Source organism: Mesorhizobium sp. M7A.F.Ca.CA.004.06.1.1, assembly GCF_003999135.1.
In the GTDB taxonomy this organism is placed as follows: Bacteria; Pseudomonadota; Alphaproteobacteria; order Rhizobiales; family Rhizobiaceae; genus Mesorhizobium.
Map to the genome: position 1 here is coordinate 1 of NZ_RZPQ01000027.1, position 19,403 is coordinate 19,403.

Genomic DNA, 19,403 nt, shown 5'->3' on the forward strand with positions numbered 1-19,403 from the left:
TCGCAGGAGCATGTGCTAAAAATATCGGTGCTGCCGACCTTTGCGGCACGCTGGCTGTTTCCGCGCCTGCCGCTGTTCCAGCAGCAATATCCCGATATCGTGATGCGGGTCTCGACCTCCTACGCTACGCATGAGTTCACGGCCTCGGAATTCGATCTCGAAATCCGTTATGGCGACGGTCACTTTCACGGGCTGCAATCCGATCTGCTGTTTCGCGAAGACCTGACACCGGTGTGCAGCCGCAAGCTGTTCCACGAAGTTCTCGGCGATAAGCGGCTGTCGAAAGTGACACCGGACGACCTCAAGCACTTCACCCTGCTGCATTCCGACACCTGCACCCAGAATTGGCAATCCTGGCTTGGTTTCGCCGGCGCCAGCTTCGTGCTCAGCGAGACCAAGAGCATCTATTTCGACTCGTGCATGATGTCCTACGAGGCAGCCAATTCCGGGATGGGCTTTGCGGTGGCCAACCGTGCCTATATGGCCAGCGACATCCGCGCCGAAAGGCTGGTGGCTCCCTTCGCCGTCCACCACCCGAACACGGCTGGTTGGTATTTTGTTTCCCCGCTGAGAGGCCTTGCCGCACGCAAGGTCCAGTTGTTCAAGCAGTGGGTGATGGCGGAAGCGGCTCTGACGCAGTGCCAACTGGACAGCGAAATCAGGGGCGAGGCTTCGACGGCCGCCTGAATCTCGGGCAAGTATCCGGTGTGCCGGCTAATTCTGATGCAAAGACAATGCTGCAGCACAAAATGCAGCGATAGTAGGCGCAAGCTCTTCGACCTTCGGACGGCACCGAATCAGGCGAAAGCTCTGCCCTCCTCGGTCCGCTGAAAAAGCATCAGGTCCAACCCCAGGCTTGGCCGTCCCAGGATGGTCAGGATCGTATGCGCCTGGCCGCGATGGTGGGTCTGGTGGTTGAAGACATGATCCAGCGCCGGCGCCAGCCTTTGCGAGACGGTGCGCATGTCCGAAACGGTCATGTAGGTGAAGCGGCCCGTCAACGCCTTGTCATTGAGGCCGCCGACCCAATCGATGATCCTCCTGTCCTCGGCTTCACGCGCCGCCCGCAGGCCGGTCAACCCCCGATGCAGGATGGCATCCAGTGTCGTCGGCGCGTCGCCCTCGCCGGTGAAGCGCTTCATCCAGATCCGGTCGGCCGTCAAAAGGTGGTTGAGCGTGCCCATCATCGAGCCGAAGAAGGCGCCGACATCGCGGTTGAATTCCTCATCATCGAGTTCGGCGGCGGCATCATAGATGCGACCGTTGGCCCATTGATTATAGGCCGCAAACATCATGAAATGCTGTCTCATGGCTTCCCTCGGCTCACGTCGATGCGGGGCCTACCTAACCCGCAGGAACGCCGCCGCCAATGACCATTCTGCTCTATGATCTCGTCGGACGCGACACCACACGTCCGTTCAGCCCGCATTGTTGGAAGGTGGTGATGGCGCTTGCCCACAAGGGGCTCGACATATCAACCGTACCGACGCGCTTTCTCGAGGTGCCTGCTGTCGAGGGCGGCGTTTCGAAAACCGTTCCGGTGATCCGCGACGGCGAGACAGTCCTCGCGGATTCCTTCGATATCGCGCTCTATCTCGATGAGGCCTATCCGGACCGGCCGACGCTGTTTGGCGGTGAAGGCGGCAAGGCGATGGCGCGCTTCGTCGAACGCTGGTCGCAAGTGACCATTCATCCCTACGTGACCACCGCGGCCATCATGGACCTCCATGCCATGCAGGACGCGGAAAACGCCGTCTATTTCCGCCAGAGCCGGGAGCAGCGTCTTGGCAAACAGCTGGAGGAGGTGATGGCCGCCAGGGAGGCCGGGCTCGGCAATTTCAGAGCCTCGCTGGAGCCATTGCGCTCGACGCTCTTCCATCAGCCATTCATCGGCGGCGCGTCGCCGCTGTTCAGCGACTATATTGTCTTCGGCGCCCTGCAATGGGCGCGCATAGCCTCGCCCTACCAACTGCTCGACGACGGCGACGTGGTGGCGCAGTGGTTCGCCCGCTGCCTCGACCTGCATGGCGGTCTGGGACGAAAGGTCGCCGCCGCGGCTTGACGCCGTAAAGCAGTACTTACTTGGCCGCCTTCTTTGGCTTGCCGGCCTTCGTGGCAGCCTTTGCCTCCTTGGGGGCGGCCTTTGCCTTGCCTGCGCCAGCTGCCTTCCTGGTTGGCTTTTTGGCTGCCGACTTGCCCGTGGCGTCCTCCTGGTCGACATCGGCGGCCGCCTGATGCCAATGGCGCTCATGATGTCCAGCCGGCTGGCCCTCTTGCAGCCAGATCTGGTGCGCACGGTTGCGAATGCGTTCCTGACGATCGTCTGTCATGGTCATGGTGTCTCCATACGGCCCGACCTCAGCGCGGCGCCGACACGCGAGTATAGCAAGCAACGCGTTGCTGTGTAGCCGTCTGATCTCGGCTTCGGGAGCACAGAAAAGCGCAGCGGCCTGCCCTTCGCTATCGCTCCCTGCCCTTCGGGCGTTCAAACCCTTTGAAAGGTCCACTGGACCTTTCAATCCGCCCGAAGGCGGACCGGGCTTTCACCGTTCGTCGCTCGGAAAGCCAAGCAATTGGCTTTCCGTCCGCTTCGCGGACCATCCCTCACCCCTTTGGCCTCACCCCTTTGGCCTCACCCCTTGGCAATGGGCCGGGCGGCTTGTATAGAGCCCGCCACTCTCAATTCCATTCTCAGACAAGGACGACCCATGGCGCTCGAACGCACATTTTCCATGATCAAGCCGGACGCAACCCGGCGCAATCTCACTGGTGCCATCACCAGGATGCTGGAAGAGGCAGGCCTGCGCGTCATCGCCTCGCGCCGGGTCTGGATGAGCCGCCGCGAAGCGGAAGGCTTCTATGCCGTCCACAAGGACCGCCCCTTCTTCGGCGAACTGGTTGAATTCATGTCGTCGGCACCGACCGTCGTCCAGGTGCTGGAAGGCGAGAACGCCATTGCCAGGAACCGCGAAGTGATGGGCGCCACCAACCCGGCCAACGCCGCCGAAGGTACCATCCGCAAGGTTCACGCGCTGTCGATCGGCGAAAACTCGGTGCACGGCTCCGACGCGCCGGAGACCGCGGCAGAAGAGATCAAGTACTGGTTCTCGGACACCGAGATCGTCGGCTGAGCCGATAATCCAGACCTTGGATTACGTGAAAAGGCCGGCGTTTCGCCGGCCTTCTTCGTCGGGGTCAGCTTGCCGCGCTGAAGCGCAGGATCTCGCGGCCATCCTTGTCGACAATGATGAGCTTTCCGGCATCGACACGGTATGACGCCGCCTTGGCCAACGCATCGAACAGCGCCTTTTCCTCGGCCATCACCTCGGGCGCACAGGCCTTGTAGGTCGAGCCGATGTCCCTGATCGCGATCGTTTGGCCATCGAGTTTGGCGGTGGCGAAATAGGTGTTGCAGGGGCCGCTGCCGCCCGCCTTGCCGGCCCCGCTGACCCTGAACGTCGCTTGCGGGGCACTAATAGCGCCGATGCCGTCGATATAGTCGACCAGCCAGAGCTGGTCGAAGACGGAAGCCGTCGGCTCGGCACTCGGGGTGACCATCTTCAGCATGATGGTCTGCGGCACGTCGGCCAACGGATCGACCTGATGGCGCATATCGGAGATGAACAGCAGCTTGTCGTCGACGGTGATGCGGGCTTGCAACGCGTAAGTCATCTGCGACCGGATGACCGAAGGGTCGAATTTGATCTCGAAGCTGATCGGCACCTGGCCTGCCGGCTTTACTTGCTGCTCACCGATGATGGTGGCCGGCGCGTCGGCCAGCGACACGTCCGCCAGCTGGACGGAGAGCACGGCACTGGGCGGCAAGGCAATGCGCTCGCGATAGATCACCTCGCCTCTCACGGCCCTTTCAGCGGCAACAGACTGCTCCGGAACGGCCAATATGCCGACGACCAGAGGCACGAAACCGAAGATCAAGAACTCCGCGATCCTGTCCAGCATGACCATCTCCCTCACCCCGGGCTGCCAATGCCCCGGGCTGCCAATGCCGAGGCTGACCAATCCCGCCAATTGGCCAAAGGATTGCGGTCAATGCATGGCTGCGGCGGATCTTATTCGGACTGATACCAGCGTTGCGCGGCGTTTGCATCGGCTTCCTTGGCCTCGACCCAGCCACCCTCCGAGCCGTCAGCCCGATGCTCCTTCTTCCAGAAAGGCGCGCGCGATTTGAGATAGTCCATCAGAAAATTCGCCGCCTCGAACGCCGCATGGCGATGCGCCGAGGCTGCCACCACCAGCACGATGTTCTCGCCGGGCGCGATCTTCCCGTGGCGGTGGATGGCGGTGAGCCCCTGCAATGGCCAACGCTCGACCGCTTCAACAGCGATGCGGGCGATTTCCGCTTCGGCCATGCCGGGGTAGTGTTCGAGCTCGAGCGCTGAGAGCGCGCCCTGCTCGTCGCGGCAAAGGCCGGAGAAGGTCACCACGGCGCCGATATCGGCGCGGCCTTGCGTCAGTCTGGCGATCTCGGCGGCGACGTCAAAATCCTGGCGCTGAATGCGCACGACAGGCAAGACCGCGCCGCTCATGTCAGCCCCCGGTCATCGGCGGGAACAGCGCGATTTCGCGGGCGCCCGCGATCTTCTCGCGGTGCTCGACATGTTCCTGGTTGATGGCGACGCGGATCACGTCGGGATATTGCAGAGCGTGCTCGTAGCCATCGCCGCGCGATTTCAGCCAGCGCAGGAGATCGGTCACCGTCTCGATGCCCGCAGGCAGGTCGACATCCTCCTCAGCCATGCCGATGCGTTCGCGCACCCAGGCAAAATAGATGAGCCGTGTCGTCATCTCACTCGTCCATGATGTGCTTGAGGCCGGCGCGGAAATAATCGTAGCCGGTGTAGAGCGTGACCAACGCCGCGATCCACAGCAGAACCAGCCCGGTCTGCGTGGTCAGCGGAAAGATCTTGTCGCCGGCCGGTCCGGCCAAGAGGAACGCTATGGCGACCATCTGGATCGCGGTTTTCCATTTTGCCAACTGCGTCACCGGCACCGAGACTTTCAGCGCCGCCAGATACTCGCGCAGGCCCGAAACCAGGATTTCACGGCACAGGATGATGATCGCCGCCCACAACGACCAGCTGGCAATGCCCGCATGGCGATCGGTATCGGCGGCCAGCAGCAGCAGGCATGTGGCGACCAGCAGCTTGTCGGCGATCGGGTCGAGCATCTTGCCGATGTTGGAGGTCTGCTGCCAGGCGCGTGCCAGATAGCCGTCCAGATAATCGGTGATCGAGGCGAGCAGGAAGATGATCAGCGCCGACCAGCGGGCAAAGTCGCTCGACTTCAGATGTCCTTCGAGAAAAAAGCACAGCACCACCAGCGGCACCGCGACGATGCGGGCGTAGGTGAGCATATTGGGCAGGTTGAACGCGCGCTTGGCCATGTCTGGGAAACTCTTTCTGCCTGCCTACTCAAATCAGATGCGAATGTAGGGGGTCAACAGGCCAGATTCGACAGGCCAGATGAAAGTGCCGGATTTTTCAACTCTCGTGGAAGTGATTGTAGACCAGTTTCGCCACCTGTTCGGAAATTCCGTCGACTTTCCGCAGATCCTCGATGGCGGCGCGGCTGACCGCCTTGGCGGTGCCGAATGCCAGCAGCAATGCCCGCTTGCGGCCGGGACCGATGCCGCTGATCTCGTCGAGCGGGCTCTTGACCATCTCCTTCTTGCGGCGCGCCCGATGCGAACCGATGGCGAAACGGTGGACCTCGTCGCGCAGGCGCTGGACGAAATAGAGCACGGGATCGCGAACCGGCAGCGAAAACGAGTCCCTGCCTTTGACGAAGAAACGCTCACGGCCGGCATCGCGGTCCTGGCCCTTGGCGATGCCGATGGCCACCACCCGGTCCTCGATGCCGAGATCGGCGAGGATCTTGCGCACCGCAGTCATCTGGCCCTGGCCACCGTCGATCAGGATGACATCGGGCCAGGCCGGGAAGCTGCCGGAGATATCGTCCTCCATATCGTCCGCCGAACCATCAGCCGCATCCCCAGCCGGGACATCGCCATGCTCCTTCAGCAGCCGCGAAAAACGTCGCTCCATCACCTCGCGCATCATGCCGAAATCGTCGCCAGGTGTGATCTCGGTCGAGCGGATGTTGAATTTCCGGTACTGGTTCTTCACGAACCCTTCCGGTCCGGCGACGACCATGGCGCCGACCGCGTTGGTGCCCATGATGTGTGAGTTGTCGTAAACCTCGATGCGCACCGGCGGCTTGGCCAGGCCGAATGTCTCGGCGAAACCCGCAAGCAGGCGTCCCTGGGTGGAGGTTTCAGCCAGCCGGCGTCCGAGCGCTTCGCGGGCATTCTGCAAAGCGTTGTCGGTCAGGTCCTTCTTCTCGCCGCGCTGCGGCACGGAGATCGCGACCTTGCGGCCAGCTCGGGTGGAGAGCGCCTCGGCCAGCAGTTCCTGATCCTCGACGCCATGCGACAGAAGAATGTTCCGCGGCGTCGGCTTGTCGTCATAGAACTGCGCCAGGAACGAACCCAACACCTCGGCTGCTTCCAACGCCGGATCGGCCTTGGGGAAATAGGCGCGGTTGCCCCAGTTCTGGCCGGTGCGGAAGAAGAACACCTGGATGCAGACCTGGCCGCCTTCCTGATGGATGGCGAAGACATCGGCTTCGTCGACGGTCGCCGGATTGATGCCTTGGTGGCTCTGCACATGCGACAGGGCCGCAAGTCGATCGCGATAGATCGCGGCGCGCTCGAAATCGAGAGCTTCCGACGCCTGCTGCATGGCGGCCGAGATTTCCGTCTTCACCTTCTGGCTGCGGCCGGACAAGAAGTCCTTCGCCTCGCCGACCAGTTCCGCATAGTCCTGATGCGAGACCTCGCCGGTGCAGGGACCAGCGCAGCGCTTGATCTGATAAAGCAGGCATGGCCGCGTGCGGTTCTCGTAGAACGAGTTGGTGCAACTCCTGAGCAGGAAGGCGCGCTGCAGGGAGTTGATGGTACGGCCAACGGCACCGGCCGAGGCAAACGGGCCGAAATAATCGCCTTTGCGCGAGCGCGCGCCGCGATGCTTGTAGATGCCCGGCGAGACATGATCGCCGGTCAAGAGAATGTAGGGAAACGACTTGTCGTCGCGCATCAGGACGTTGAATCGCGGCCGCAAGCGCTTGATAAGGTTGGCTTCGAGCAGCAGCGCTTCGATCTCGGTGCGGGTGACGACGAACTCCATCGTCGACGTCTCACGCACCATGCGGCCGATGCGGGTGGTGTGGAAGCGGCCTTGCGCGTAGTTGGTGACGCGCTTCTTCAGGCTGCGCGCCTTGCCGACATAGAGCACATCGCCGGCAGCGTTCATCATGCGGTAGACGCCGGGCGCGTTGGGAAGCCGCTTGACCAGCGTCTGGATCACCTCGGCGCCGATCATGCCTTCCGCGTCGCCGGCATGCGGGGTCCAGTCGATGGCGGTGAAGGCGACATCGGGACCGACGGTTTCAACGATCTCCTCGACCGCCTCGTCCTCGAGGTCGATATCGGGGGGCAGATCGTCGGCGCCGCCGCGCGGCTTGCTTTTGTGGTCTACAGGACTCATTCCGTCATGCCTGTCACATCGGGCGTCTGCCATGCAAGATGCTGGCCGCCATCAAGCGCGATCATCTGGCCGGTGACCGAGCGCGCTTCCCAGAGATAGCGGATCGTGGCGCCGAATTCCGGCAATTCCGGGCCGCGCTTGAGGACCAAGCCATCCACCTGTGCGGCAAAATCGCTGTCGTCCTGACGCGCGTTCTTCAGTGTCGGCCCCGGGCCGATGGCATTGACGCGGATGCTGGGGCCGAGCGCTTGCGCCATCATCTGGGTGGCCGTCCACAGCGTCGACTTGGACAGCGCATAGGAGAAGTAGCGCGGCGTCGGACGCCAGACGCGCTGGTCGATCATGTTGACGATCAGGCCCTCCTGCCCTGCCGGCAACGCCCGGGCGAAATTCTGCGCCAGCAGCGCGGGCGCTTTCACATGGACGGCAAAGTGCCGGTCCCAGGCCCGCCAGTCGAAATCCCGAACCGAATCGTCCTCGAACAGCGACGCATTGTTGACCAGCAGCGGGATGGGTCCGAGCGCTGCTTGCGCCTGGCCGACAAGATCGTCGACGGCGTCCATATCGGTCAGGTCGGCGGCGACCACGGCGGCGCGGCCACCTCCGGCGATGATTTTGGCAGCCAACGTATCGGCCTCGATGCGCGAGCGGTTGCAATGGATGGCGACGGCAAAACCGTGCGCGGCGAGATCCTCGACGATCGCCCTGCCGATCCGCCTGGCCCCGCCCGTCACCAGCGCCGTGACAGTGGCTTTGCTCATATGGTGTCAATCCTCAATTTCGGCCCGAAAAAGCGGTGCCGGCGAAATATGGCCCGGCATGCGTTAAATGGTGTTCGCACCTTGGGCAGCATTGTGGCGAAACGGCCGTTTGGACATCCCGGCCCGCCCTGGACTCGGGCGCGCACGACCGCAATATAGGGTGCTGGAGTCCTTGCACCAAGCGGTGTGCAGCGCAGCATGGGATGGTTCCTGCCATTTCGCTGTTGCGAAGATGCAACGTCAAGGTTCTGCCTCATTCGTGCCGGGGAATGACCCAAGTTCAGGTTCGCTTCAGCCGCATTTTGACACGACATTTGGAACCGACGAACGCCAGATCCGTTTCACCCCCCGGACGGGTAGATGGCGATCGTGAGAAACAAGCCTGTGTCCTGTGGCTTAAGGAGTAAAGAACAATGCAAGCCAATCTCAAATTCGCACGGCCGCTGGCCGTTGCGCTTGGGCTCTTCGCCCTCAGCGGAACTGCCTATGCTGCTGACGTGGTTTCGGAAGAGCCGCCGGCACCTGCGCCGATCGCTGAACTTCCGGTCGCTTCGTGGGCCGGCCCCTACGCCGGTCTCAACGTCGGCTATGGCTTCAGCGGCCGGACCAAAGAAAAGGATTTCGACGTTGAAACCGATACCAAGGGTTTCGTCGGCAGTGTCTTCGGCGGCTACCAGTGGCAGCAGGAGAACTTCGTCTACGGCGCTGAAGCCGAACTCGGCTACAACGGCGTCAAGGGCGACGACAACGGCATCGACTCCAAGGCCGGCTTTGAAGGTTCGCTGCGTGCCCGTCTCGGCTACGCGGTCAGCCCAGAAATCCTGCTCTATGGCACCGGCGGTCTCGCCGGCAGAAGCCTGAAGGTGGAAGACACCGTCCTTGGGGCCAGCGATCGCGCAACGATGCTCGGCTGGACCGCCGGTGTTGGCACCGACATCAAGCTGACCGACAATGTCTTCGGCCGCGTCGAGTATCGTTACACCGACTTCGGCAGCAAGAGCTTCGACGGCATCGGCAAGGTCAAGGCCACCGACAACCGCGTCACCTTCGGCGTCGGTATGAAGTTCTAAGTCGTTCAAGCCACGACACGAAAAAGCCGGGCCTCGCGCCCGGCTTTTTTTGTGTCTGAGTGATTTTCCCGGTGATCGAATCGATAACCCGGGAAATCAATTCCGGGCAATCGGCTATCAACCAGGAATGCAGGGCTTCAGTTCTGGAAACTTCTCGTCGAAGCGTGCCGCCCATCGCGTCAACCGGGCGCGACCCTTCTCCCATTTTCCGGCAAAACGCAGCGAGAGATAGCCAAGGCAGGCGCGCAGCGCCATCTGGCCGGCGGTGATCTTCTTCGGCAGCTTCGGCGGGTTGGCATTCAGCAGGTCGAGTGCCGCCGTGATCTTCGCCCACTGGCGATCGAGCCAAGGCTGATAGACCATCTCCTCGGGCCGCGTGCGCCGTTCATAGACCATCGACAGCGCGCAGTCGCAAATGCCGTCGGCCAATGCCTCCAGCACTTCAGCCTCGAGCCGCTTGTCGGGATTGCGTGGAAAAAGCGCGCTCTTCGACAAACGGTTGAGATGCTGGGTGATGGCGCGACTGTCGTGGATGGAGCGGCCGTCGTCGAGCACCAGAACCGGGATCTTGCCGAGCGGGTTGGCGCCGATCAGTTCGGTCGGTTTGTCGTCCGTTTTGACCGCCACCGTTTCGATGTCGATGCCGGCATAGGCGGCTGCCATGCGCACTTTGGAACTGTAGGGAGAGGAGGACGCATAGAGCAGTCTGGGCATGATCGGTTTCCTGTTTTGCAGGCCGGCAGTGTTGACCGATCAAGCGCGATCGAGCAATGGCCAGAAGCGGAAAACCCGGCCGCCAGCGAGCGGACTCATCGGCCGGGGCCGTTTGGCGAGCGCTCCATGAAGACGGTGCTTGATCACATAGTCGCCGAGTTGCCAGAATCGCAGGGATCACTCAGCCGACAGCCAAGACCGAAGGGCCTCGCGCCGATATTTCATCAAGCGCATGAATGGCACAAAAAGCCCCACCGGACTCCGCCCTATGGCGAAGTCCTGGGAGCTGCGAAAAGATATCCTCCGTCCGCCTCTGTTCTCGCCTTCCGACTGCCAAACAACGAACGGGGCGCCTGTCGGGCACCCGCCCTTGACTGTTTCGGCACCGCCCCCGGCGAGGGAAGACGCGACTACTTCTTGCCGGCCTTCGCGGGTGCTGCCTTCGGCTTGGCCGCAGGTGCCGCTTTCTTCACCGGTGCTGAAGATTTCGCTGCCGCAGCCTTCTTTGCCGGAGCAGCTTTCGCAGCCGGCTTCTTGGCCGGTGCAGCCTTGGCAGGTGCAGCCTTGGCAGCCGGTTTTTTTGCAGGTGCTGCCTTCTTCGCTGCGGGTTTCGCCGCAGCCTTCGCTGCAGGCTTCTTGGCTGGTGCCGCCTTCGCCGCCGGCTTTGCCGCTGCCTTGGCGGGTGCTGCTTTCTTCACTGCCGGTTTCGCAGCAGCTTTCGCTGCCGGCTTCTTGGCCGGTGCTGCTTTTGCCTTGGCCGCCGCGGCCTTCGGCTTGGCAGCGGGTGCTGCTTTCTTCACTGCAGCTGCGACCTTCGCCGTCGCTGCTTTTGCGGGTGCTTTCTTTGCCGGTGCCTTCGACGCCGGCGCTTTGGATGACTGCTTAGCCATGCGATGCCCCTTCCGTTGTGCCGACGGCCGTAATGACCCGGCGCGCTCATGCATATCTGACTCGCGGCTTGCTAGCCAGCGAAGCAATAGACTGATTTTCGCAACTTAACTTTCGGTTACGATCGGCACATGATCGTGCTGATCGTCGCAGAAATTCACTGCTGATCTTCGACCATCGGCTAGAATGTGTCGCCGACATTCTCCACACTCCGCGGGAGCGCTCTTCTCGTGAAGCTCCGAAGATCAGCGAACAGCTTTGCGTGTCGATCTTCGTTCGCCAATATCATGACCACAGCCTCAGCGGTGCGATCATCTCATGCAGGCGGACGATCTATACTGCAATGCGGCAGCCGGCCAATGCATCACCTTGTCAAGCGCGATCGCAGACCCGACTGCTCGTGAATTGACAGACAACTCTATATGGCAGAGTATTCTGCACAGAAGGCCGGAGTACTTCGATGTCCATCGCACAGGGACAAACGGCGCTGTCGCCGTTCGAGATTGCCAAGACGGTCCGCCACGGCGGCGGCATGGTTGTCGGTGGCCTCCGGCTTGGCTGCACCGGAGCCAATCGATGAGTGCCGACGAAATCATCCACCAGAGCACTCGGCTCAGGATCATGGCCGCGCTGAACATGCTGGAAAGGCGCCAAACGCTGGACTTCACCGGGCTGAAGGCCATCGTGGACGTCACGGACGGCAATCTCGGCGCGCATCTCGATACGCTGGCCAGGGCCGGTTATGTCGACATCGAAAAGCTGTTCGTCGGCCGCCGGCCGCAGACGCGCGTCAAGGCGACCACGAGTGGACGGCGCGCGTTCCGCGGCCACGCCGCATTCCTGCGCAAGATCATCGATCAGGCGATGCCGCGCAGGAAATAGCGTGGCGACTGGGCAATCCGCTCAGCGCGCGGCAACAACGGCAACGCCGGCGCCTATCATCACACCGCCCGCCGCGCGGTCACCCGGCGTACGATCCTTGGCGTGCGCAACAGGTTGCGGGCGCGGCCGGCGAGGATGATATGAACGCCGATCACCACCGCTTCAACAGCCAGGATCACCATCATCAGCACACCAAGATGAGCAGCATTGAGCGATGCGCCTACGCCGCTAGGCAACAGCGCGACGTAGAACAACGGCATTTTCGGATTGCCAAGATTGAGCGCGATGCCGGTGGCAAAAATCGTCAGCAGCCCTCGCCGTCCTGAGACGGGCTGCCGTCCAGAATCTTCGCGATCCGCATTTCCGTCACGACTGATAGCCGAGGCAGATGGCGCCGAGCGCGACGATAGCGCAGGCGCCGACCCGCCGCGGCGTCAGCATCTCGCCGAGGAACAGGCGTCCGATGAAGGCCGCGAAGACGACGCTGGTTTCGCGGATCGCGGTGATCGGACCTGCTGGTCCGAGCGCGAAGGCCGCGACCACGACACCGTAGGCCAGAAGTGCAAACAGGCCTCCGCCGAGCGCCTTCCAGGTTTCAGGCGCGCGCGGGTCGACAATGAGCCGGCCACGGCAGGCGACGAAGGCCGCCGGCAGCAACGCGCCGTAGATCAGCAGGACCCATGCGGTGTAGGCGCCGGCATTTCCCGCCGCCCGAACGCCGAGCGCATCGACCGTCGCATAGGCGGCGATGATCGCTCCCGTTGCCAATGCATAGAATATCGATGTCGTGGCGGCCCTGCCCCGTCCGAGTGAAAGGCCCATGATGCCGCCAGCGACCAGCGCGACGCCGACGGTCTGCGGCAGAGTGAGCTGCTGGTTGGCCAGGAAGAACCCGCCGAGCGTGACAAGCAGCGGCACGCTGCCGCGAACGATCGGATAGACCTGCCCCAGTTCGCCGTATCTGTAGGCGGCCACGAGAAACAAGGTGTAGCCAACCTGCAGGCAGGCCGAGAGCACGATATAGGACCAGGCCGGCGCGGCCGGAAGGGCGTGGAAGAAGGCGAAGGGGATGGCGAGCGCCGTGCTTGAAAAGCTCATGACGGTAACGGTCCACAACCGGTCGGCCCCCGTGCGCAGGAACGCGTTCCAGCTTGCGTGCAGGATCGCCGCAAACAATGCGAGCCCGATGACCAGCGGGCTCATTGCGGCCGGCGCGAGGCGGCGACGATGCCCATGGCCGCCTTGCGGGAGTCGCGAATGGCGGCTTCTGCCTGCCCCATCTGCGCCAGCAAGGTCGCACCTTCGATCAGCATAAGCAGCGTCGCCGCCACGCTCTCGGCGCGGCCGTGCGGCATCATCTCTTCGAGGATAGACTGCATGCGCCGCTTGAGGCCGTTCTTCTGCCTGACAACGGCCTCGAAAATCGGGTGCCCGGGATCGCCGAACTCGGCCAGCGCATGTGCGAACAGACAGCCATGGAAATCCGGGCTGCGGAACCAGCGTGCATGCCAGTCGAAGATTTTTCCGATTTTCTGCTCCGGCGGAACGTCCTCCTGGGCGAGCCGGTCGAGTTGGCGGTCGAAACGCATAGCGCGATAGTCGAGCACCTCGACGATCAGTTCGTCCTTGCTGGGAAAGTGGCGATACATCGTCATCTTGGCCACATCGGCTTCGGCGATGATCCGGTCGATACCGGTGGCATGGAAGCCGGCGCGCTTGAACAGCACGTAGGCCGTGTCAACGACGTGTTGGCGCTTGCCGGAAGCGGACGATGGCGTCATGGAGATTACCTAGTATTGAGACAGGTCTGTCTCGCCTGTATGCGACGGATCGAACCTGCTGTCAACGCGGCGCGAAAAAACGCCTGCAGCCGATCAAGCCACAGGCGCGAAAGAGATTGGAAGGGGAAACCGGGTCTAGCGCAGAATGCGGCAGCGGCCGTTGTAGACCATCCAGCGGTCGAAGCCCGAGACACAGAATTCGACATTGTCGCCGATCGAGGCAAAGCCCTGGCCTTCCTCGATCAGGTACCAGATGGTGCGATCGCGGCCGTCGGACAGACTGACGGTGGCGCCGCAATAACGGCGACCGATCGGCCAGGTATCGTTGGCCGCCAGATAGCGATGCTGGTGGATGCGCCGGAAATCGGTGATCTGCACGTCAGGCAGATGCGGCACGTGATGCACCTGATAGGAAAAGCGGCTGGTGATCTTGTTCAGTACCCAGGGCTGACCGCAGACCCCGCTGTCTTCATCGGAATAGACCGTAAGATCGGCGGCCTGCACGGTCTGGGTGATACCGAGAGGCGCAGCAAGCGGGGTGAAGAGCGAAATCAGGGCGGCAAGGGCGGATTTGGCGAAGCGAGTCATGGCAGCCTCTCAAGGTCGATTGCGCGCACTGTGCGGATTCGCTCGGCGGCGGTCAAGCGGTTGCGTTGACAATGGTTTCCCAGTTTGAAACCGCTTTTTGACCAAAGCCGAATTTGCACGCACCGGAATGGCTCTGGCACGTTCATATCCAGACCCAAGAGCACGCGGTCCCTGGGTCGTCGATGAGACCGCCTCAAGCCTGCTCGCCGGCCAGCCATTCCAGCGACCAGTGCGCCGGCCGCCCCACCGCAAGCAGCCTGTGCAGGGCCGGCAGCAGCGTCCGCAGCTCGCCCTCCAGCGTGAACGGCGGGTTCACGACCAGCAGACCACTGCCGTCGAGGCTGGGTTCCGAAGAGGCCGGCCTGATCTCGAATTCGATGTCGAGCAGCTTCGGGATGCCGGATTGCTTCAGCGCCTTGCGGAAAGCGATGATCGCCTTGCGGTCCTTGATCGGATACCAGAGCGCATAGATGCCGCCTGGCCACCGCTTGTGCGCCCTGGCGAGCCCGTCGACGAGGCGTTCGAACTCACCCGCTTCCTCGAATGGCGGATCGATGAGGACAAGGCCGCGCTTTTCCTTCGGCGGCAGATGCGCGCCGAGCGCCAGCCAGCCATCGAGCTCGATGATCCGGGCCTGGAAATCGCCGGCAAAGAACGTCCTCAGCCTTGCGGCATCCTTGGGGTGCAGCTCGATCGCCGTCAGCCGATCCTGCTTGCGCATGAGATGGCGCGCAATCAACGGCGAGCCCGGGTACTTCTGGATGCCACCCTCGGGGTTGAGCGACCGTATTGTCTCCAGATAAGGCGCGAGCAGCGCCGCCACCGGAGCGGCGAACGGGGCATCGATCAGCCTGCCGATGCCGCCTTGCCACTCACCCGTCTTCTGCGCCTCGGCGGACGACAGGTCGTAGCGGCCGATGCCGGCATGGGTGTCGACGACCCGAAACGCCTTATCCTTCTGCTTCAGATACTCGAGCAAGCGCGTCAGCACGACATGCTTGACGACGTCAGCGAAATTCCCGGCATGATAGGCGTGGCGGTAGTTCATGGTTTTGTGCCGTTATGCATGTCGTTGTCCCAAAACCGCTGCACACTTTTGGGCGACATGCATCAGCCCCTGCCCCAACGCGGCGGTGGCGGCTGCGAGTTCGGATTTTCCGGCCGGCCGCCACGAGTGCGCAAAGTCAGCAAGAATCCGATCAGGCCGATCGCCATCAGCGCGAAGCCGACCGGCCGTGCACGGCTGTCGATCTCGCCGGCGCCGGAGCGCAGGATGAGATCGACCGCCCGCATTGGTATGTCGTCGGCATCACCCGGTCCGACGGTGAAGATATAGGGGCCAGGGCTGACGGTCGCGATCACGCCGGCCTCGTCGCGAAAGATCTTGTCGGTCAGTTGCGGGCTAGCCTGGCGAGGATTGTCGGAATGGTTGAACTGCAGCGTCGAGGCGAGCACCGTGCGGCCATTGCTTGCAGCGGTCAGCGTCAGGACGGTGCGCTGCTGCGAAACGATGCGCTCTGCTCTTGCGGTCAGGTCGACCAGCACCCGCACCGGCGCGTCGCGGCCGGAGAGCGGCACCGTCAGCGGCTTGAAGCGGCCCTGCTCATAGACCCGCCAGGTGCCGATCTCATGGCCGGAGAAGTTGCTCATCGCCCAGGGATAGACGACACCGATGCCGGCGCCGACGAGCAGGATCAGGACAAACAGAAAGCGCATTCAGATCACCATGGCGTATCGTGACCTTGCCAATAGCGCCCCGACGGCCAAAAGGCGATGGCCAGTTGCGGGCAGCCACCTGGAGGTGGGCCGTGCGGGTGCGAGCGCAACCAGATTGGCGGCGTGGCCGCGCAACAATTCAAGGTTCTACCTATGCGCTCAAAAATTAAGCCGAGTATTTCGCGCGCTGCGCTGACATCGCTGTCGGCTCATTCTCGGTCGTCCTTGCTGTCAAGTTTCGATTCTACCTCAAGGGACAGCTTCCGCGTCCGGTCATACATTGTCGTCGATCGAGCCAATATGCTGATTAGTAAAGAGGATTTTCCGTATGCGCCGTGTTTCAGCCCGAGAGACCGTCGCCCCCTCATGTTAACCATCCGCGAGCGCACTTGGTTAAGAAATCACTAATTTAGTTGACTATAATTTCCACAGGTATATTTTCGATATGTTGGGATGTGCAATTTGGGCGAGCAATCGGCGATGGTGACACCGAGCGGGTGACCGCGTTTTCGGGGCGCAGAGAATGCTGAGCGGCAGCACGGAGGTCGTGTAGTCGTACCAGCTTCGCGAAAGCCAAAGAACAATTAACGCACATCAGTGATGGCGATTCCGCAGACGCGGAGGTTTGCCACGTTCTCAGGAACGTGGCCGGGCGATGCTTTGTCCCGGCCCCGGCGGTAGCGTGTGCGGTGCGTGCGAGGAAAGCATGGGTAAGCTTGTCAAGGTTCTGAAACTGGAATCCGGCAGCCAAAGGGGCGCCAACCAAAGCCGACGACGCGCCCTTGTCGCCGGAGGCGCGGGGTTTTTAGGATCGCATCTGTGCGAACGTCTTTTGCGGGACGGATACGACGTTGTCGCGCTGGACAATTTCCACACCGGCAAAAGATACAATCTCAATACCCTTCTGCGTAATCCGAGCTTCACCTGTATCGAGCACGACATCGTCGATGCACTGCCTTCGGATCTTCAGTGCGACGAGATCTACAATCTCGCCTGCCCCGCCTCTCCGCCGCACTACCAGGCAGACCCGATCCACACCTTCAAGACAAGCGTGCTTGGATCGCTGAACCTTCTGGAACTCGCGCGACAGAACAAGGCCAAGATATTCCAGGCCTCTACGTCCGAAGTCTATGGCGATCCCTTCGTGCATCCACAGCCCGAGAGCTACTTCGGCAACGTCAACACGCACGGACCGCGTTCCTGCTACGATGAAGGCAAGCGCTCGGCCGAAACCCTGTTCTTCGATTATTCGAGAACCTATGGCCTCGATATCCGTGTCGCCCGCATTTTCAACACCTACGGGCGCCGCATGCAGCCCGACGATGGGCGTGTGGTTTCGAACTTCATCGTCCAGGCGCTGCGCGGCGAGGACCTGACCGTCTATGGCAGCGGCCAGCAGACGCGCTCCTTCTGCTATGCCGACGATCTGATCGAGGGCTTTGTCCGGCTGATGAACGCGCCGAGCGCGCCCACCCACCCGGTCAATCTCGGCAACCCTGCCGAATTCACCATCATGGAACTGGCGACGCTGGTCGTCGATTACACCAACGCCCGATCGAAGATCGTGCATCGGCCGCTGCCCGTCGACGATCCCAGGCAGCGCAAGCCGGACATCTCTTTTGCCAAGGCCAATCTCGGCTGGGAGCCGAAAATCAGCTTGAGCCAAGGGCTCGCGCGCACCGTCGAGTATTTTGACACCCTGCTCTACGGAAACCGCATTGCCAGAGGAGCTGCCGCCTCATGAGCCGGCCGGCAGTCCTGGTGACGGGTGGAGCCGGCTTCATCGGCAGCCACACCTGCAAGCAGCTGGCCTCCGCCGGCTACATGCCGGTGGTTTTCGACAATCTGAGCCGCGGCAACGAGAGATCCGTCGCCTGGGGCCCGCTTGTCGTCGGCGATATCCGGGATCGGGATGCATTGAAGCGGGCGATGGAAACGCACCGGCCGACGGCTGTGATCCATTTTGCGGCGCTGGCCTATGTCGGAGAGTCCGTTCGCGAGCCGGCCGAATATTATTCAACCAATGTGACAGGCACCATCGCGGTGCTCGATGCCGCACGCGCTTGTTCGGTCGAAAACATCATCTTCTCCAGCAGCTGTGCGACGTACGGCGTGCCGGAAGTATTGCCCGTTCGCGAGACCTCCTCGCAAAATCCGATCAGCCCTTACGGGCGCTCCAAGCTGATGGGCGAACAGATCATCGGCGACTATGCTTCCGCGTATGGAATGAAATTTGCTATCCTGCGCTATTTCAACGCTTGTGGCGCCGATCCCGACGGCGAGCTTGGTGAGTGGCATTCGCCGGAAACCCACCTGGTTCCCAGAGTGCTCATGGCCGCATCGGGCATCATCGACGCGATCGAGGTTTTCGGCACCGACTACGACACGTCGGACGGCACCTGCGTAAGGGATTATATCCACGTCACCGATCTGGCCCGCGCCCACCTGAAAGCGCTCATGCATCTCGAGGGTGGCGGGCAAAGCCTGGCGGTCAATCTCGGCACCGGGCGAGGCGTCTCCATCAAGGAAATCGTTAAGGCGGTCGGCCGAATGACGTCAAGACCGGTACCGGCAGTGTTCAGAAGCCGGCGCGCCGGAGATCCGGCGGAGCTCTACGCCGATCCGGGAAGCGCACGCGAACATCTTGGCTTTGTGCCGGAACTTTCAGACATCGACACGATTGTCAGGACGGCCGCTCCTTTTTTCGGACTGAAGACCAGGCCAATGAAACTGCCGCCAGCCAGGGCGGCAACGTCGGTCGCCGCTCGACGGGTCAGAGATAGCGGGGGCGACAGCTCGCGCGCTGGCCAAACCCGCTAGGGCTGCAGATATAAGGCGAGCCGCCCGAGAACGTGCCGCCATCGCCAGGATTGAACGAGATTTTCACCGGCGCCGGCGTGCTGGCTCTGATCCGTTGCGGTGGTGCAAAGGCGTAGGCACTTTCGGTTCCTGTTGTGCTTGTCATCTGGATCGGAAGGTCGGCCCGGAGCGAGCGCACGAGAAATCCGGCCTGCACGGGCTGGCTGCGGATGGCGTGGACCACAGGCTTGACGAGGACCGAATTGGTTTCGGTCGCATCCATACTCTGACACCCTGCAACCACAGAGATCATCGCCGCGGCCGCAACGATAACCACGATATTTCTAATAGATACGATATTTTTGCTTGGGTTGACTGCACCCATCGCTGAATTGTTCATCATGTGTCCCTTGCTATCAAGTATAAGCCAAGGGCGCATCGCGACATACTATGCTTCGCCGCTCTCACGCCGCATGAGTGACCACTCGCACATCACTCGTAAATATTAGACATCACTAATTATTAAATTTCATCAAAACCGTATGGTAGGGCCCATCGTCTCGTCGTTCTGTCAGATAAAGTTGGATGCCATCAACCAGCGATCCGCGCGCCTACGGCTCCAGCCGAACTGCTTGATGT

The 19,403-nt window shown here is 61.9% G+C and carries 23 protein-coding genes and 1 pseudogene; 8 read left to right on the top strand and 16 right to left on the bottom strand.

Annotation, left to right across the window (positions count from 1 at the left end; translation table 11 throughout):
• A partial coding sequence (locus EN906_RS03615) for a LysR substrate-binding domain-containing protein (RefSeq protein WP_127375072.1) occupies nucleotides 1-687 on the top strand: 687 nt, incomplete at its 5' end.
• 110 nt (nucleotides 688-797) lie between these two features.
• Here EN906_RS03615 and EN906_RS03620 read toward each other — a convergent pair.
• Nucleotides 798-1,310, bottom strand: coding sequence for a DinB family protein (locus EN906_RS03620; protein ID WP_013532473.1), 513 nt, complete (start codon nucleotides 1,308-1,310; stop codon nucleotides 798-800).
• 59 nt (nucleotides 1,311-1,369) lie between these two features.
• Between EN906_RS03620 and EN906_RS03625 the strand changes: the two genes are divergently transcribed.
• Nucleotides 1,370-2,062, top strand: coding sequence for a glutathione S-transferase family protein (locus EN906_RS03625; RefSeq protein ID WP_127267614.1), 693 nt, complete (start codon nucleotides 1,370-1,372; stop codon nucleotides 2,060-2,062).
• Between the two features lie 16 nt (nucleotides 2,063-2,078).
• Here EN906_RS03625 and EN906_RS03630 read toward each other — a convergent pair whose 3' ends face one another.
• Nucleotides 2,079-2,336, bottom strand: a complete 258-nt coding sequence (locus tag EN906_RS03630) for a DUF2934 domain-containing protein (RefSeq protein WP_127267615.1) — start codon at nucleotides 2,334-2,336, stop codon at nucleotides 2,079-2,081.
• Nucleotides 2,337-2,708: 372 nt separating this feature from the next.
• Between EN906_RS03630 and ndk the strand changes: the two genes are divergently transcribed.
• Complete coding sequence (ndk, locus tag EN906_RS03635) at nucleotides 2,709-3,131, top strand: nucleoside-diphosphate kinase (RefSeq protein WP_013532476.1); 423 nt, start codon at nucleotides 2,709-2,711, stop codon at nucleotides 3,129-3,131.
• 64 nt (nucleotides 3,132-3,195) lie between these two features.
• Here the strand turns inward: ndk and EN906_RS03640 are convergent, their stop codons facing one another.
• The 6 genes from EN906_RS03640 to EN906_RS03665 all read right to left on the bottom strand — a co-directional run bounded on the left by EN906_RS03640 (nucleotide 3,196) and on the right by EN906_RS03665 (nucleotide 8,326).
• Nucleotides 3,196-3,960 (bottom strand): YbaY family lipoprotein, encoded by a 765-nt coding sequence (locus EN906_RS03640; protein WP_127267616.1) that lies wholly within the window; start codon nucleotides 3,958-3,960, stop codon nucleotides 3,196-3,198.
• 110 nt (nucleotides 3,961-4,070) lie between these two features.
• Complete coding sequence (locus EN906_RS03645) at nucleotides 4,071-4,547, bottom strand: molybdenum cofactor biosynthesis protein MoaE (protein WP_127267617.1); 477 nt, start codon at nucleotides 4,545-4,547, stop codon at nucleotides 4,071-4,073.
• A 1-nt stretch (nucleotide 4,548) separates the two neighbouring features.
• Nucleotides 4,549-4,806 carry a molybdopterin converting factor subunit 1 gene (moaD, locus tag EN906_RS03650; protein ID WP_127267618.1) on the bottom strand — a complete coding sequence of 86 codons (258 nt, stop codon included), beginning with the start codon at nucleotides 4,804-4,806 and terminating at the stop codon, nucleotides 4,549-4,551.
• A 1-nt stretch (nucleotide 4,807) separates the two neighbouring features.
• Nucleotides 4,808-5,404: a CDP-diacylglycerol--glycerol-3-phosphate 3-phosphatidyltransferase gene (gene pgsA / locus EN906_RS03655; RefSeq protein ID WP_127375073.1), complete on the bottom strand. Its 597-nt coding sequence runs from the start codon at nucleotides 5,402-5,404 to the stop codon at nucleotides 4,808-4,810.
• Between the two features lie 97 nt (nucleotides 5,405-5,501).
• Nucleotides 5,502-7,565: an excinuclease ABC subunit UvrC gene (gene uvrC / locus EN906_RS03660; RefSeq protein ID WP_127267619.1), complete on the bottom strand. Its 2,064-nt coding sequence runs from the start codon at nucleotides 7,563-7,565 to the stop codon at nucleotides 5,502-5,504.
• A complete protein-coding gene (locus EN906_RS03665) occupies nucleotides 7,562-8,326 on the bottom strand; it encodes an SDR family oxidoreductase (RefSeq protein WP_127267620.1) in 765 nt (254 codons plus the stop codon). The genes uvrC and EN906_RS03665 overlap by 4 nt, the downstream gene beginning before the upstream one ends.
• Nucleotides 8,327-8,739: 413 nt before the next feature.
• Here EN906_RS03665 and EN906_RS03670 point away from each other — a divergent pair, with 413 nt between their 5' ends.
• A complete protein-coding gene (locus tag EN906_RS03670) occupies nucleotides 8,740-9,396 on the top strand; it encodes an outer membrane protein (protein ID WP_023812630.1) in 657 nt (218 codons plus the stop codon).
• Between the two features lie 117 nt (nucleotides 9,397-9,513).
• On the opposite strand, the gene EN906_RS03675 is transcribed toward EN906_RS03670, so the two are convergent.
• On the bottom strand, nucleotides 9,514-10,110 hold the full coding sequence (locus EN906_RS03675) for a glutathione S-transferase family protein (RefSeq protein WP_127270637.1): 597 nt from the start codon (nucleotides 10,108-10,110) through the stop codon (nucleotides 9,514-9,516).
• Nucleotides 10,111-10,236: 126 nt separating this feature from the next.
• Between EN906_RS03675 and EN906_RS37705 the strand changes: the two genes are divergently transcribed.
• Together EN906_RS37705 and EN906_RS03690 are read left to right on the top strand one after the other, a co-directional pair.
• On the top strand, nucleotides 10,237-11,109 hold the full coding sequence (locus EN906_RS37705; protein ID WP_206517174.1) for a hypothetical protein: 873 nt from the start codon (nucleotides 10,237-10,239) through the stop codon (nucleotides 11,107-11,109).
• 465 nt (nucleotides 11,110-11,574) lie between these two features.
• Complete coding sequence (locus EN906_RS03690) at nucleotides 11,575-11,880, top strand: transcriptional regulator (protein ID WP_127268687.1); 306 nt, start codon at nucleotides 11,575-11,577, stop codon at nucleotides 11,878-11,880.
• A 21-nt stretch (nucleotides 11,881-11,901) separates the two neighbouring features.
• On the opposite strand, the pseudogene EN906_RS03695 reads toward EN906_RS03690, so the two are convergent.
• From EN906_RS03695 to EN906_RS03720, 6 genes and pseudogenes are all read right to left on the bottom strand, one after another.
• Nucleotides 11,902-12,215: pseudogene (locus EN906_RS03695) on the bottom strand (LysE family transporter); the annotation flags it as partial.
• A gap of 31 nt (nucleotides 12,216-12,246) precedes the next feature.
• Nucleotides 12,247-13,083 carry a DMT family transporter gene (locus EN906_RS03700; protein ID WP_127268686.1) on the bottom strand — a complete coding sequence of 279 codons (837 nt, stop codon included), beginning with the start codon at nucleotides 13,081-13,083 and terminating at the stop codon, nucleotides 12,247-12,249.
• Nucleotides 13,080-13,661, bottom strand: a complete 582-nt coding sequence (locus EN906_RS03705) for a TetR/AcrR family transcriptional regulator (protein ID WP_127268685.1) — start codon at nucleotides 13,659-13,661, stop codon at nucleotides 13,080-13,082. The genes EN906_RS03700 and EN906_RS03705 overlap by 4 nt, the downstream gene beginning before the upstream one ends.
• 135 nt (nucleotides 13,662-13,796) lie before the next feature.
• Nucleotides 13,797-14,249, bottom strand: a complete 453-nt coding sequence (locus EN906_RS03710; protein ID WP_127268684.1) for a hypothetical protein — start codon at nucleotides 14,247-14,249, stop codon at nucleotides 13,797-13,799.
• Nucleotides 14,250-14,442: 193 nt separating this feature from the next.
• Nucleotides 14,443-15,297 carry a 23S rRNA (adenine(2030)-N(6))-methyltransferase RlmJ gene (locus EN906_RS03715; RefSeq protein ID WP_127268683.1) on the bottom strand — a complete coding sequence of 285 codons (855 nt, stop codon included), beginning with the start codon at nucleotides 15,295-15,297 and terminating at the stop codon, nucleotides 14,443-14,445.
• A gap of 62 nt (nucleotides 15,298-15,359) precedes the next feature.
• Complete coding sequence (locus tag EN906_RS03720) at nucleotides 15,360-15,965, bottom strand: hypothetical protein (protein ID WP_127268682.1); 606 nt, start codon at nucleotides 15,963-15,965, stop codon at nucleotides 15,360-15,362.
• Between the two features lie 706 nt (nucleotides 15,966-16,671).
• Here EN906_RS03720 and EN906_RS03725 point away from each other — a divergent pair.
• Both EN906_RS03725 and galE read left to right on the top strand, forming a co-directional pair.
• Nucleotides 16,672-17,709, top strand: coding sequence for a UDP-glucuronic acid decarboxylase family protein (locus tag EN906_RS03725; RefSeq protein WP_127270640.1), 1,038 nt, complete (start codon nucleotides 16,672-16,674; stop codon nucleotides 17,707-17,709).
• Entirely contained in the window at nucleotides 17,706-18,785 is a 1,080-nt protein-coding gene (gene galE / locus EN906_RS03730) for a UDP-glucose 4-epimerase GalE (RefSeq protein ID WP_127270642.1), read from the top strand. The genes EN906_RS03725 and galE overlap by 4 nt, the downstream gene beginning before the upstream one ends.
• Here the strand turns inward: galE and EN906_RS03735 are convergent.
• Entirely contained in the window at nucleotides 18,739-19,167 is a 429-nt protein-coding gene (locus EN906_RS03735; protein ID WP_236383104.1) for a hypothetical protein, read from the bottom strand. The two genes, galE and EN906_RS03735, sit on opposite strands and share 47 nt — an antisense overlap.
• Nucleotides 19,168-19,403 lie beyond the last annotated feature (236 nt).

Coding starts and splice junctions, on each gene's coding strand:
- ndk (WP_013532476.1), top strand. CDS start 2,709: ATGGCGCTCGAACGCACATTTTCCATGATCAAGCCGGACGCAACCCGG.
- pgsA (WP_127375073.1), bottom strand. CDS start 5,404: ATGGCCAAGCGCGCGTTCAACCTGCCCAATATGCTCACCTACGCCCGC.
- EN906_RS03720 (WP_127268682.1), bottom strand. CDS start 15,965: ATGCGCTTTCTGTTTGTCCTGATCCTGCTCGTCGGCGCCGGCATCGGT.
- EN906_RS03690 (WP_127268687.1), top strand. CDS start 11,575: ATGAGTGCCGACGAAATCATCCACCAGAGCACTCGGCTCAGGATCATG.
- EN906_RS37705 (WP_206517174.1), top strand. CDS start 10,237: ATGAAGACGGTGCTTGATCACATAGTCGCCGAGTTGCCAGAATCGCAG.
- EN906_RS03715 (WP_127268683.1), bottom strand. CDS start 15,297: ATGAACTACCGCCACGCCTATCATGCCGGGAATTTCGCTGACGTCGTC.
- EN906_RS03620 (WP_013532473.1), bottom strand. CDS start 1,310: ATGAGACAGCATTTCATGATGTTTGCGGCCTATAATCAATGGGCCAAC.
- EN906_RS03710 (WP_127268684.1), bottom strand. CDS start 14,249: ATGACTCGCTTCGCCAAATCCGCCCTTGCCGCCCTGATTTCGCTCTTC.
- moaD (WP_127267618.1), bottom strand. CDS start 4,806: ATGACGACACGGCTCATCTATTTTGCCTGGGTGCGCGAACGCATCGGC.
- EN906_RS03670 (WP_023812630.1), top strand. CDS start 8,740: ATGCAAGCCAATCTCAAATTCGCACGGCCGCTGGCCGTTGCGCTTGGG.
- EN906_RS03735 (WP_236383104.1), bottom strand. CDS start 19,167: ATGATGAACAATTCAGCGATGGGTGCAGTCAACCCAAGCAAAAATATC.
- EN906_RS03675 (WP_127270637.1), bottom strand. CDS start 10,110: ATGCCCAGACTGCTCTATGCGTCCTCCTCTCCCTACAGTTCCAAAGTG.
- EN906_RS03700 (WP_127268686.1), bottom strand. CDS start 13,083: ATGAGCCCGCTGGTCATCGGGCTCGCATTGTTTGCGGCGATCCTGCAC.
- EN906_RS03625 (WP_127267614.1), top strand. CDS start 1,370: ATGACCATTCTGCTCTATGATCTCGTCGGACGCGACACCACACGTCCG.
- uvrC (WP_127267619.1), bottom strand. CDS start 7,565: ATGAGTCCTGTAGACCACAAAAGCAAGCCGCGCGGCGGCGCCGACGAT.
- EN906_RS03640 (WP_127267616.1), bottom strand. CDS start 3,960: ATGCTGGACAGGATCGCGGAGTTCTTGATCTTCGGTTTCGTGCCTCTG.
- EN906_RS03665 (WP_127267620.1), bottom strand. CDS start 8,326: ATGAGCAAAGCCACTGTCACGGCGCTGGTGACGGGCGGGGCCAGGCGG.
- EN906_RS03630 (WP_127267615.1), bottom strand. CDS start 2,336: ATGACCATGACAGACGATCGTCAGGAACGCATTCGCAACCGTGCGCAC.
- galE (WP_127270642.1), top strand. CDS start 17,706: ATGAGCCGGCCGGCAGTCCTGGTGACGGGTGGAGCCGGCTTCATCGGC.
- EN906_RS03645 (WP_127267617.1), bottom strand. CDS start 4,547: ATGAGCGGCGCGGTCTTGCCTGTCGTGCGCATTCAGCGCCAGGATTTT.
- EN906_RS03725 (WP_127270640.1), top strand. CDS start 16,672: ATGGGTAAGCTTGTCAAGGTTCTGAAACTGGAATCCGGCAGCCAAAGG.
- EN906_RS03705 (WP_127268685.1), bottom strand. CDS start 13,661: ATGACGCCATCGTCCGCTTCCGGCAAGCGCCAACACGTCGTTGACACG.